This window comes from Motilimonas cestriensis (genome assembly GCF_021295315.1).
Classification (GTDB): domain Bacteria; phylum Pseudomonadota; class Gammaproteobacteria; order Enterobacterales; family CBDFNC01; genus Motilimonas; species Motilimonas cestriensis.
The window spans coordinates 20,895-33,356 of sequence record NZ_JAIMJA010000013.1 but is presented as its reverse complement, the minus strand read 5'-3'; the positions used below and the strand labels follow the sequence as shown (position 1 = coordinate 33,356).

10 protein-coding genes are annotated in these 12,462 nt (G+C 46.1%); 8 read left to right on the top strand and 2 right to left on the bottom strand.

Annotated elements, in window-relative coordinates; translation table 11 throughout:
- Positions 1-10 precede the first annotated feature (10 nt).
- A complete protein-coding gene (locus K6Y31_RS13330; RefSeq protein ID WP_233053449.1) occupies positions 11-1,315 on the bottom strand; it encodes a DEAD/DEAH box helicase in 1,305 nt (434 codons plus the stop codon).
- A 378-nt stretch (positions 1,316-1,693) separates the two neighbouring features.
- Here K6Y31_RS13330 and K6Y31_RS13325 point away from each other — a divergent pair, with 378 nt between their 5' ends.
- The 6 genes from K6Y31_RS13325 (at position 1,694) to K6Y31_RS13300 (ending at position 8,423) form a co-directional block, all read left to right on the top strand.
- A complete protein-coding gene (locus K6Y31_RS13325; protein WP_233053448.1) occupies positions 1,694-2,935 on the top strand; it encodes an ABC transporter substrate-binding protein in 1,242 nt (413 codons plus the stop codon).
- A 35-nt stretch (positions 2,936-2,970) separates the two neighbouring features.
- On the top strand, positions 2,971-3,897 hold the full coding sequence (locus tag K6Y31_RS13320) for a carbohydrate ABC transporter permease (RefSeq protein ID WP_232803822.1): 927 nt from the start codon (positions 2,971-2,973) through the stop codon (positions 3,895-3,897).
- The gene (locus tag K6Y31_RS13315; protein WP_233053447.1) at positions 3,890-4,765 is read left to right on the top strand and encodes a carbohydrate ABC transporter permease; all 876 of its coding nucleotides are present in this window, start codon (positions 3,890-3,892) and stop codon (positions 4,763-4,765) included. Before K6Y31_RS13320 ends, K6Y31_RS13315 begins: the two co-directional genes overlap by 8 nt.
- A 6-nt stretch (positions 4,766-4,771) precedes the next feature.
- On the top strand, positions 4,772-5,890 hold the full coding sequence (locus tag K6Y31_RS13310; RefSeq protein ID WP_233053446.1) for an ABC transporter ATP-binding protein: 1,119 nt from the start codon (positions 4,772-4,774) through the stop codon (positions 5,888-5,890).
- A gap of 336 nt (positions 5,891-6,226) precedes the next feature.
- A complete protein-coding gene (locus K6Y31_RS13305) occupies positions 6,227-6,595 on the top strand; it encodes a hypothetical protein (RefSeq protein WP_233053445.1) in 369 nt (122 codons plus the stop codon).
- A 1,066-nt stretch (positions 6,596-7,661) separates the two neighbouring features.
- Complete coding sequence (locus K6Y31_RS13300) at positions 7,662-8,423, top strand: substrate-binding periplasmic protein (protein ID WP_233053444.1); 762 nt, start codon at positions 7,662-7,664, stop codon at positions 8,421-8,423.
- Positions 8,424-8,538: 115 nt separating this feature from the next.
- On the opposite strand, the gene ptsG is transcribed toward K6Y31_RS13300, so the two are convergent.
- A complete protein-coding gene (gene ptsG, locus K6Y31_RS13295) occupies positions 8,539-9,975 on the bottom strand; it encodes a glucose-specific PTS transporter subunit IIBC (protein ID WP_232803966.1) in 1,437 nt (478 codons plus the stop codon).
- A gap of 337 nt (positions 9,976-10,312) precedes the next feature.
- On the opposite strand from ptsG, the gene K6Y31_RS13290 reads away from it, so the two are divergent.
- Positions 10,313-11,026 carry a response regulator gene (locus K6Y31_RS13290; protein ID WP_232803967.1) on the top strand — a complete coding sequence of 238 codons (714 nt, stop codon included), beginning with the start codon at positions 10,313-10,315 and terminating at the stop codon, positions 11,024-11,026.
- A complete protein-coding gene (locus K6Y31_RS13285; RefSeq protein ID WP_232803968.1) occupies positions 11,016-12,461 on the top strand; it encodes an ATP-binding protein in 1,446 nt (481 codons plus the stop codon). The genes K6Y31_RS13290 and K6Y31_RS13285 overlap by 11 nt, the downstream gene beginning before the upstream one ends.
- Position 12,462 lies beyond the last annotated feature (1 nt).

Below are 12,462 nucleotides of genomic sequence, written 5' to 3'. Positions count from 1 at the left end.
CTCAAATAAGCTATTTCTTATTCCAGTTTGCCCACGCATTTTCCGTTGGGTCTAGTGCTGCTTGGGCTTTTTTGCGTTTCTTTTTACCGCTACCCGCTGGCGGTACAACTGGCTTTTCTAATCGTGACGGGCAATCTTCCGGCGCCTCAGCATCGGCTTCAAAGCCTTGGTATTGCTCACGCGGCAAGCGCAATTTGTTTTTCTTTTCGATTAACTTAAAGTGCTGGTATTCATGATGAGCAATTAACGACAACGCTAAACCCGCCGCGCCAGCACGACCACTGCGGCCAATACGGTGCATATAATCCGCTGGGCTACGTGGCAGTTCGTAGTTAATTACCACCGGTAACTTATCAATATCAATACCGCGCGCGGCAATATCAGTGGCAATCAGCACATCAATCTCACCGATTTTAAAACCGGTTAAAATACGGTTACGTGCGCCTTGGCCTTTATCACTATGGAACACCTGCGCCTTAATACCCGCATTTTCCAGCTTTTGCGCCAACCGATCACAGGTCTTTTTCGCACTGGCAAAAATCAGCACCTGCGACCAAGCATTCTCTTTGATCAGCGTAGCTAATAACTGAGTTTTACGGTTTTTATTTACCGTGATCACGCGCTGAACTAAGGTGCTTTCTTGCTCGCTTTGTAGTTGCACTGACACCGGGTTAGTGAGTAACTTAGCCGTTAATTCGTTTAATTCTTCTGGAAAAGTGGCCGAGAACAACAAGGTTTGCTTTTGTTTTGGCAGCAAATCTAACAGCGCGATAAGTTCTTCAGCAAAACCTAGGCTTAATAAGCGGTCAGCTTCATCTAACACTAAAGATTTAACTTGATCTAATTTGATTGCATTGCTGGAAATTAAGTCTAATAACCGCCCCGGCGTCGCCACTATAATGTCACTGCCTCCGCGTAATGCCAGCATTTGTGTATTAGCCGACACCCCACCAAACACCGCGGTCACTTTAATACGTGGTTGTAAGGTTTGACCATAAGACTGACACGCATCAGCAACCTGCTGGGCTAGTTCACGAGTGGGCACCAAAATCAGACTATGAACGAGGTTTCCCTTGCCCTTCACGTCTGTTTGTTGCGCTTTATCTAATGCTAAGCGTTGCAACAATGGCAAAGCAAATGCTGCCGTTTTACCCGACCCAGTATTCGCGCCTGCCAACACATCCTTGCCCGCTAAAGCCGCAGGAATAATCTGCGCTTGCACCGGCGTAGGCTGCACATAATTAAGAGCGGCAAGACGAGTTAACAAAGATGGCATTAAGCCAAGTGGGGCAAAAAGGTCGCGAGATGGCTGCATAGTTCGATGGTTACTTAATTCAAAAATGTATAACTATATTGTACTTAAAAAGCGCACTAAAGACTTATTAAAAATCCCGTCAATAAAATCAGCACGATGCGACAAAGTTAACATTTTAATAACAACAAAAACAAAGCACATACAAAAACAAAATCAATTATATAGAAGAAAAAACCAAAAAAATGTAACTAAAAATTTACATAAAAAGGCACTTTGTTACCAACTTGTTTCTGAACGCCTTCTACACTTTATCCTGAAAACAATCAGATCATTAAGCGCATCGTCGCTTTACGAGAATCGGTTCACGAAGATCATTTCACGAGTATCACTTCGCGAAATCGCTTTAGAGCAAATACATTGTTGCAACGGAGAAAGATCATGAAATTGAAAACCCTATTTTTAGCCATGACATTCGCAGCCGGCTCCGCCACCGCAGGAGAAGTGGAAGTGCTACATTGGTGGACGTCTGGTGGCGAAGCCAAATCTGTCGCCGTATTAAAACAAATGATGGAGCAACAAGGTCATAGCTGGAAAGATTTTGCCGTTGCCGGTGGTGGTGGTGAAAGCGCCATGACGGTACTTAAAACTCGCGTGGTATCGGGCAATGCGCCAACCGCAGCACAGATTAAAGGTCACGATATTCAAGAATGGGCCGAATTAGATTACCTCGCTAATTTAGACGAAGTCGCAAAAAAAGAAGGCTGGGAACAATCTGTCCCCAGTGTTGTAACCGATATCATGAAGTATGACAGTCACTATGTTGCCGTGCCCGTCAATGTGCATCGCGTAAACTGGCTATGGGCAAATCCTGCCGTGTTTGAAAAAGCAGGTGCAAAAATACCAACTAATTTAGATGAGTTTTTTGTTGCCGCCGACAAACTTAAAGCGGCAGGCGTCATTCCCCTCGCTCAAGGTGGTCAACCTTGGCAAGAAGCTACCTTATTTGAAGCGGTGGCATTAGAAATTCTCGGTTCAGCTGACTACCGTAAAGCCTTTGTCGATCATGATATGGCGGTGCTAAAGGGCAAAAAAATGGTCGAAGCACTAACCATTTTCAAAAAAATGAAAGGCTACACCGATCAAGCTGCATCAGGGCGTGATTGGAACATCGCTACCAACATGGTGATTACCGGTCAAGCCGGTATGCAAATTATGGGTGACTGGGCCAAAGGAGAATTCATTGCCGCAGGTAAAAAACCAGGCGTTGACTTTGTTTGTGTTCCGGCTCCCGGCACCCAAGGCCAATTTACCTTTAACGTTGACAGCTTTGCCATGTTCAAACAAAAAGACAAAGGTGCAATGGCGGCGCAAAACGACTTGGCCAAAACTATCTTAACCCCCGAGTTTCAAGAAGTGTTCAACCTCAACAAAGGCTCCATTCCAGTTCGTACCGACATGGATTTAAGCAAGTTTGACCAGTGTGCGCTCGACTCCATGGACACCTTTAAAGCTAGCGCCACATCAGGTGACTTAGTGCCAAGCTTTGCTCACGGCATGGCCACCACCAGCGCCATTCAAGGTGCCATGTACGACGTGCTAACTAACTACTACAACAGCGACAACATTAGCGCACAAGACACCGCCAACTTACTCGCTGACGTTGTTGAAGACGCTATGTAATCGGAGCCAGCCCTTGCAAAAGGGCTGTTTTATTTATGCCTGTAACTCATACTAATACGCCAGCGCCGCTCGCCAGTACCACCCCTTGGCAAGATAAAATGCAGGTCTGGTTACCTAAGCTCATTTTGTCACCGACCATAGTCGTCACCTTAATTTGTGTGTATGGCTTTGTTATTTGGACCGGTTTACTGTCGTTTACAAAATCGCGCTTTTTACCTCAGTTCGATTTTGTTGGCTGGCGCCAGTATGAGCGCTTGTTAAATAACGATCGATGGATCACCGCTTGTGAAAATCTGTTGATCTTTGGCGGCTTGTTTATTGCGATCTGCCTGCTTATTGGCGTGTTACTGGCGATCTTCTTAGATCAAAAGATCCAACAAGAAGGCATGATCCGCACCATTTACCTCTATCCCATGGCGTTATCTTTTATCGTCACAGGTACCGCATGGAAGTGGATCCTCAACCCCGGTTTGGGCCTGGAAAATTTAGTGCATCAAATGGGCTTTACCGATTTTAAATTCGACTGGCTGGTTAATTCCGACATGGCCGTTTACACCTTAGTGATCGCCGCCGTGTGGCAAAGCTCAGGTTTTGTTATGGCGTTATTTTTAGCCGGATTACGCGGCATCGACAGCAGTATTATTAACGCGGCGCAAATCGACGGTGCCAGTAAACCGCGCATTTACTGGAGCATTATCTTGCCTTGCCTGCGTCCGGTGTTTTTCAGCGCGATCATTATCTTGTCGCACCTTGCCATTAAAAGCTTCGACTTAGTCACCGCCCTCACCTCCGGCGGGCCGGGCTACTCGTCGGATCTACCGGCATTGTTTATGTATTCCCACAGTTTCACCCGTGGCCAAATGGGCTTGGGCGCAGCCAGTGCCATCATGATGTTGGCTGGGATCTTAGCCATCTTAGTTCCTTACCTTTATTCAGAGCTGCGAGGTAAACGCAATGCATAGTTCATCAACTTCACAAGGCGAAAACGGCCTTGGCCGCTGGTTAATTTACGGCGTACTCGCACTGATGGCCTTAGTCTATCTATTGCCGCTGTTTGTCATGCTGGTCACCTCGTTTAAAACCGGCACCGACATTCGCACCGGTAGCTTAATCAGCTTGCCGCAAGAATGGGTAACCGACAGCTGGCAAGCCGCTTGGGGCACCGCTTGTACTGGCGTTACCTGTGACGGCATTAAAGGCTACTTTTGGAACAGCATTAAAATGGTGGTGCCAGCGGTGCTGATATCCACTTTTATTGGTGCATTTAACGGCTATGTGATCAGCAAATGGCGCTTTAAAGGCTCAGATTTATTCTTTAGCCTGATGTTATTTGGCTGCTTTTTACCATTTCAACTCGTATTACTCCCCATGGCCGCCATGTTAGGAAAATTAGGCCTTGCCAATACAACGACAGGATTAGTACTGGTACACGTTATTTATGGCGTGGCCTTTACCACGCTGTTTTTCCGTAACTACTACATCAACGTGCCAGATGAATTAGTCAAAGCTGCCAAGCTAGATGGCGCGGGGTTCTTCACCATTTTTTGGGCGATTTTGCTGCCCATTTCCAAGCCGATCATCATGGTTACCATCATTTGGCAATTCACTTCCATTTGGAACGATTTCTTATTTGGTGTGGTGTATTCCGGCGCAGACAGTCAGCCGATCACGGTGGCACTGAATAACTTGGTGAATACCAGCACCGGCGTCAAAGCCTACAACGTCGATATGGCCGCCGCCATCATCGCCGCACTACCTACCCTATTCGTGTATTTCGTCGCAGGTAAATATTTTGTACGTGGGCTAACCGCCGGCTCAGTTAAAGGATAATTTAAAATGGCCAAACTAGACCTTATTGATATTCGTAAAACCTATCCGAAATCGGATTTAGAAACCCTTAAAGGCATTAATATCAGCATTGAGCCGGGTGAGTTTCTGATTTTGGTCGGCCCTTCCGGCTGCGGTAAATCTACCTTAATGAACACCATTGCCGGACTGGAAGACATCAGCTCGGGCGAAATTCGCATTAACGACGTTGATGTATCTGGCCTTGCACCAAAAGATCGCGACATCGCCATGGTGTTTCAATCCTACGCCTTGTACCCCAACATGACGGTGCGAGAAAACATGGCCTTTGGTTTAAAAATTCGCAAAACCCCTACCACTGAAATTGATGCTGAAATTAAACGGGTATCAGAATTATTACAAATCGATCATCTGCTCGACCGCAAACCCAGCCAGCTTTCGGGTGGTCAGCAGCAACGTGTCGCCATGGGCCGAGCCCTTGCGCGGCGACCAAAACTGTATTTGTTTGACGAGCCGTTAAGTAATTTAGATGCCAAACTACGGGTAGAAATGCGCACCGAAGTGAAAAAACTCCACCAGCGCCTTGGCACGACCATAGTGTATGTTACCCACGACCAAATTGAAGCCATGACCTTGGCCGATCGCATCGCGGTAATGAAAGCCGGGGAAGTGCAGCAACTTGGCAGCCCCTATGAAATTTATAACCACCCCACCAATATGTTTGTCGCCGGCTTTATGGGCTCACCATCAATGAACTTTGTGCCGATCACCGTACTAGAAAATAGCGACGCCCATGCCTGCACCGAGCTAACAGGCAGCGATGGCAAAGCGCAGCTGTTGGCCTTGCCTGATAAGCTAAAAACATACGTGGGTAAAAAACTGATGCTAGGCCTGCGCCCTGAACATATTAGTCAGCAGCTATCCCACCATAGCGAAACCGACTTGATCTCAGCGGCGCGCTTTAATATTGAAATTTTAGAGCCCACCGGCCCCGAGACCATCGCGCAAATTACCATCAACGATCATGCCGTGCATTGTCGCCTTGCCCCCGACCTCAGCATTACTGCAGGTCAAGATCTTGATTTAATGATAGATGTCAGTAAAGCCAGTTTTTTTGACCCCGACAGCGAAAGGAATATTTTGCTTTAACTGAGTGTATGGGAGCGGTATTTATAGCGTGAATTAGCATGCCCCGCGCAGACGATTCACGATATAAATATCTCCTACAACAGCCAGCCAATTATCTGTGATGTATCTGTAGGCGCTGTATTTATACAGCGAAACAGCGCGCTCAGTGCATAAAATTCGCGATATAAATATCTCCTACAACAGCCAACCAATTCTCTGTGATGCACCTGTAGCTGTATTTATACAGCGAAACAGCGCGCCCAGCGCATAAGATTCGCGATATAAATAGCTCGATAATGGCTACTATTTGCGTTCAAATAGCACTAACTTATTAATTATCGATTCAGGGAATGAACTATGTTTGTACGCTTTGTTGTTGACCATCTAAATAAGCAGTCCGGCATTAATCAAGGGATACTTGGCGTTGCTTTCCGCATCGGCAGAGAAGCTAAGCTTCAAGGTTTAGACCAAATGATGTTAAATGATCATCTTGATTGGCTGCAAAGTGCTTTTACGACACCTGATATTTTTGATCAGACAGAAAATTTAAAGGGCGTCTGTTGGTTTAAACAGACGCAGAGCGAAATTATTTCTCGCGTAAAAACCATCGTCCCACTTGTTGAAAAATGTGGTTTACAGGTGACCGAATTACGTTCGGACGCTCCCGGCACTGTGATTTATGAAGATGAGTTTCAGGTTGTGGCTATTCCGTTGCAGATAAATTAGATAGCCAGCATGGCACAACGGATCGGTAGGCGCTTTATTTATACCGCATCTCCCGCGTGGAGATGAGTCCATACACCCCCTACAACAGCATTCCGCTGCAACGACCCAGTATTTCTAATGCACCTGTAGGTGTATTTATACAGCGAACCAGCGCGCACAACGCATACGATTCGCGATATAAATATCGCTCCTACAACAGCCAGCCAATTCTCTGTGATGTACCTGTAGGAGCAGAGCTTGCTCTGCGAATATCACAAATTCCCTGAGCAAGCTCAGGTCCCACAAAAAACACGAGTCAACAAGTTCAACATACAAGGAGCTGTATTTATACAGCGAACCAGCGCGCTCAGCGCATCAGATTCACGATATAAATATCACTCCACAAAAACCTTGTGCGAGATCCGCCATAGCGGTTGTGGCATATTCTAGTGTCCTACTGCAATTCGTCGAATTATTGAAAAAATAAGCTATTGTTTTTATTCAACTTAATTTTTATCATTTGCATTTCGTGCGCTCCGTCATGTTTCCTCCTAGGAGGCTGGGTATTTACCTTACGGAAAACCTGTATATTTAATCGCGAAAGGAAGCAAGAATACTTAACAGGATGTCGAGTATTTATGTCAGACAGGAAGTTTGGCAATTAAGGAAGATGTAAGGACAGCTACACGATGTAGCAAAGGGACACCTCCAGGACGGAGATAGAAAACAGATCAGGAAGGTCTGTTAGGTTAAGGATAACCAACAAGTGCAACTCTAAGGATAGAGAGCCAACATAGTCAGAAAAAGCAGGGAGCACACTCATCAAGGATTAGATGATGTGACAATCTGAAGCGATGCCGCAAGGCATCGCTTTTTTTTGCATTAAAAATGCCGCTGAAACCACCTAACCCGAGTTCTGGATAAGCAAAATAGTATATTTTGCCTGCAAAAACGCGGTAAATAGACCCAAACAAGGCCTAAAAAGTTCGTAATAAGCTTAAGCAAAACTGAGGTTACTTACTTGCGTTTTGGTGGGTTTCATCACACAGTCTAAACTAATAATATTGTCCTTAACTAAGGTAGAGTGATGAGACTAGCCAAATGGTTAATTTTTCTGCTGATTTATTGTTATACCAATGCAGCTCTGTCATCTGAAAATAATCCTAAGATACAAGTTTTTGCCTCCATCTTCCCACCCTTTAGCTATTTGGATCAGGGGCGCGTGAGTGGCGTATCCGTTAATCTTGTTAGACAGGTTTTAACAGCGGCGAAAATGGACCATGACGTAGTTATATTCCCTTGGGCACGTGCTTATGTAAGATCGCAACTAGCACCGAACTCCTTATTGATCAATGTTGCCCGAACGCCAGAGCGCGAAGCTTTATTTAAATGGGTAGGAGAAATTGTAAAGTTCGATGTTAAAATTTTTGCCCTTAAGGGTACTAACAACCCTAAGCCCAATACCTTATCTGATTTATCGAACAGTAAAATCGGTGGCTTACGCCAAGATGTGAAAACGGCCTATTTACAACAGCAAGGGTTGACTGTGCAAGTGATCAACTCTGAGGAAAATGGGATTCGGCAACTGCTCGCGGGTCGCATTGATTACCTTGCGGCAGAAATTAATTCATTTCAGTATCGCCTTACGAAACTGCAGCTAGATCCAAATGACTTTGAAGCGGTTCTAAACCTAAAAGAAATATCCAAACCACTCTATATTGCCTTACAAAAAGATACTCCTGACGTAATTGTTGAAAGGCTACGCTTAGCACTAAACAAAGTGGTACCACAGCCAGCAGCTAATATTGGTCAGCAAGATAGCGTGCCCCCTGCGCATCAACGCAACTAGCGTAATAACTAACACTTCCGCTCTCCACCAAAAAAGCAGGCCGCTAGGCCTGCAAATGGAAAGGTTTACGCTGTTGTTGGCCCAAAATATGGCGCCGTAAAGGTATCCGGAAAATCTAGTTTAACGCCAACACATCTCCTATCTCAGTTTTGATATTGTCCGACTGGGTGCCGAAGATGGCTTGCAAGTTATCGCCTATCACCACCACTTCACGCGCTCCTAGGGCTTTAATGCGCGGAATATCCGCCAGAGCAATATCTGCCACTGTCACGCGTAAACGAGTAATACAAGCATCTATATTTTTAATGTTCGCCTTACCGCCCATCGCGTGCACTAAATTGGTCGCCAGCTCAGAGCCAACCACTACCGCTGCTTGCTCGGTTTCAGCCTCTTCACGACCTGGGGTTTTTAAATTGAATTTAGTGATCACCACGCGGAACAACACATAGTAAAACGCTGCCCACAATGGACCAATGATTAAGAACAACCAAGCCTTAGTCGAAAGGGGTAAGAACAAGAAGAAATCGATGGCACCATGGGCAAACGACTGACCATGCTGAATTTCCAAGTAGTTAGTAATGGCAAAACCAATCCCCGTTAAAAACGCGTGGATCACATACAACACCGGCGCCACAAACAAGAAGGCAAATTCAACCGGCTCAGTGATCCCAGTTAACCACGAGGTTAACGCGGCTGAGAACATCAAACCGCCAACAACGGCTTTTTTCTCAGGTTTAGCGGTATGGTAAATCGCCAATGCCGCGCCGGGCAGCGCCCACATGGTGTACATAAAGCCGCCGCCTAAGTGCCCTGCCGTTGGGTCGCCAGCAAAAAAGCGTGCCACTTCACCAGTGATAACCTTACCTGTTTCTGGATCGGTATAGCTACCTACCTCGAAGAAGAACGGCGCATTCCAGATATGGTGTAAACCCAACGGTAATAACGCACGCTCACCAAAGCCGTAAATCCCCCAAGCTAACACTGGGTTTTGGTACGCAGTCCAATGAGAGAAGGTATCGATCATCGCGCCCACCGGTGGCCAAACAAATGCCATGACTATGCCGACCACAATCGCAGCCAACCCCGTCACAATCGGCACAAAGCGCTTACCGGCAAAAAAGCCTAAGTACTCTGGTAATTTAATGCGGTAAAAGCGATTGAACATTAAGCCCGCGACGCCGCCCATAATAATGCCGCCAAAAATCCCCGTTTGTAAGGTCGTTATACCCAGCACTGTGGTGGTTTCTAAGCCTTTCATTTTTGCCGCTACGCCCAGTGTGGCAAGCATAATGCCAAGGCCAACCGTGCCTGCTAACGCCGCCACCCCGTCGTTTTTAGTAAATCCCAGCGCCACACCAATGGCAAATAGCAGTGGCATAAAGCCAAATACGGCCTCACCTGACTGCGCCATCACTTGGCTTACCGCTGCTGGCATCCAGCTAAAATTGGCTGAACCTATACCTAATAACAAACCAGCCACAGGTAATACCGATACCGGTAACATCAGTGACCGTCCCACCTTTTGTAGCTGACCAAATATATTACTGATCATATCCCTTCTCCCTGCCCACTTAGGCACTGCTAATGATTAATAACGCTCTTACTTCAGAGTGAGTTATGGATAACCAAAATCGCAGCTAGTACATCCTTGCATGCTTAACTTTTTCATCCTTGAAAAGGATATTTTGTTTATCAAAAACCCACTCTCACCAAGGAAAATTCTTTTTCAATTATCCCCGCATTAGCAGTCTATGGGCTTTTTGTCTTGCGAAGGTGACATAGAGAAAGCAGTTTGTAAGCGAATGCTTACAAAACGACGCGTGCCTTGTTCAAGCAGTTTCAGTACACTTAATAGGTTTAAAAAATAACAATAATAAAGCGAGGGAAGTATGCCAACAGCAGTCGCAAAAACCCTGTTAGTAGTAGACGATAATGCCGAACTCAGAGACGCCCTATCAGACTATTTAGGCAATGCCGGCTTTACCGTACTCACCGCAGCCGACGGCATTGAAATGCGCCAATGTTTGCAACAACACAATCCCGATTTAATCATTCTCGATGTGATGTTGCCCGGAGAAGATGGCTTTAGCTTATGCGGCTGGATCCGACGCAGCTCTAGTGTGCCGATCATTATGCTGACCGCAGTTGCAGAAGAAGCAGACCGCGTGGTGGGGTTAGAAATTGGTGCCGATGATTACATGACTAAATCTTTTAGTCCGCGTGAACTATTAGCACGTATTAAAGCGCAGCTACGCCGGGCGCAGTTTAATGCCGGCCTCAATCAAGCGCGTTACATTTGTTTTGCCAACTGGAAGCTCGACACTCTTACCCGTCAACTCATTGATGAGAAAGGCAATATCAACCAGCTCTCGGGCGCAGATTACAGCTTGTTGCACCTATTCTTACGCCACGCCAATCAACTGCTAGATCGCGATCAAATTTCTGCCACTATCAAAGGTCGCGAGGCAATGCCACTAGAGCGAGGTATTGATGTGCAAATTAGTCGCTTGCGCCATCACCTGAACGACCAAGACCGCGCCTTGATTAAAACCGTGCGCGGCCAAGGCTATATGCTCAACGCTGAGGCCGTACATGAAGTCTGATGCCACGAAGCCACGCTTAGCCAACACCTTAGTGGTACGCTTGTTGGCCACATTATTGCTTGTGATCATCAGCGCTCAGTTCCTCACCGCACTCATTTGGTATCGACAAGGTGCAGCTAAAGAAAACGAAGGCTTAATTAGCACAGTTAATAGCCTTGCTCTTAGCGCCGCGAGTACCGTCGCCTTTTTTAGCTCACTGCCATTAGAGTATCGCCACCTAACTTTAAATCAACTGCGAAAAATGGGCGGTTCACGTTTCTTTGTATCGCTGAATAATCATGAAATTGCCATTCAAGCCTTACCCGATAGCCAACGTAAAAAAATGGTACTCAGCGAAGTTCGTAAGGTGCTTAATCAAGAACTAAGCACTGATCAGGCCATTACCTTAGAATTTACCGATCGTGAAAATCTACGTGTGTTTAATACTGAGGTCAGGTTAGACGAAGTCCCTCAAATATGGGCTAACTATAGCTTGTCACTGGGTGAATTAAATCCACCAATATTAGTCATGCAGATTGAAATATCGCCCACTGAATGGCTCTATTTGGCCGCTATTTTACCCGCGCCTTTTGTTTTGCTCGATACCCCGTTTATGGACACTAAACAATGGTTTTTTATGGGCTTGTCTTCGCTATTATTAGTATTTTTTACATGGCTGGTGGTGCGTCGAGAAATCCGACCTATCGCCAAACTGGCCAATGCCGCCAGCGCCATGACCGAGCAGCTCGACACGCCGCAGCTGGCCGAACAAGGCAGTGAAGAGCTTATCACGGCTACCCGCGCCTTTAATAAAATGAGCTTACGGATCAAAAACTATCTGCGCGATCGCGACATGTTATTTAGCGCCATTTCTCATGACCTAAAAACTCCAATTGCCTGTTTGCGGCTACGTACCGAAATGTTGCCCGATGAAGCTACTCGGAAAAAATTTGAAAACGCCCTCAATGAGCTAGATTTTATGGTAAAAGGGGCTTTGCAATGTATTCGCGATACCGACTTGCACGAAGACATAGAGCCTGTCGACATCAACCATATTTTGCAGCAAAGCGCAGAACTTTATGGTCGTTACGACAAACAAGTCACCATTCATGGCCAAGTACAGCAACAGTATTTGGGTAAACCACTGGCACTAAAACGCTTACTCAACAACTTAGTAGAAAATGGCATAAAATACGGTAAACGAGTTGAAATTAATATCACCGAACTGCAGCAACAACTGCATATTGATTTCCGTGATTATGGCGATGGCATCCCAGTGCCTCAGCAACAACAAGTTTTCGAACCATACTTTCGATTAAGCAAGCAAAAGCAAGAAGGCACAGGATTAGGCTTAACCATAGCACGCAGCATCGCCCGCAGTCATGGCGGCGACATCAGCCTAAGAAATCACCACCAACAAGGCCTGATCGTCAGCCTCACCTTACCGGAGCATTAAG

Excerpts from the sequence above, each read along its gene's own strand:
- K6Y31_RS13330 (WP_233053449.1), bottom strand. The coding sequence starts at position 1,315 with ATGCAGCCATCTCGCGACCTTTTTGCCCCACTTGGCTTAATGCCATCT.
- K6Y31_RS13325 (WP_233053448.1), top strand. The coding sequence starts at position 1,694 with ATGAAATTGAAAACCCTATTTTTAGCCATGACATTCGCAGCCGGCTCC.
- K6Y31_RS13320 (WP_232803822.1), top strand. The coding sequence starts at position 2,971 with ATGCCTGTAACTCATACTAATACGCCAGCGCCGCTCGCCAGTACCACC.
- K6Y31_RS13315 (WP_233053447.1), top strand. The coding sequence starts at position 3,890 with ATGCATAGTTCATCAACTTCACAAGGCGAAAACGGCCTTGGCCGCTGG.
- K6Y31_RS13310 (WP_233053446.1), top strand. The coding sequence starts at position 4,772 with ATGGCCAAACTAGACCTTATTGATATTCGTAAAACCTATCCGAAATCG.
- K6Y31_RS13305 (WP_233053445.1), top strand. The coding sequence starts at position 6,227 with ATGTTTGTACGCTTTGTTGTTGACCATCTAAATAAGCAGTCCGGCATT.
- K6Y31_RS13300 (WP_233053444.1), top strand. The coding sequence starts at position 7,662 with ATGAGACTAGCCAAATGGTTAATTTTTCTGCTGATTTATTGTTATACC.
- ptsG (WP_232803966.1), bottom strand. The coding sequence starts at position 9,975 with ATGATCAGTAATATATTTGGTCAGCTACAAAAGGTGGGACGGTCACTG.
- K6Y31_RS13290 (WP_232803967.1), top strand. The coding sequence starts at position 10,313 with ATGCCAACAGCAGTCGCAAAAACCCTGTTAGTAGTAGACGATAATGCC.
- K6Y31_RS13285 (WP_232803968.1), top strand. The coding sequence starts at position 11,016 with ATGAAGTCTGATGCCACGAAGCCACGCTTAGCCAACACCTTAGTGGTA.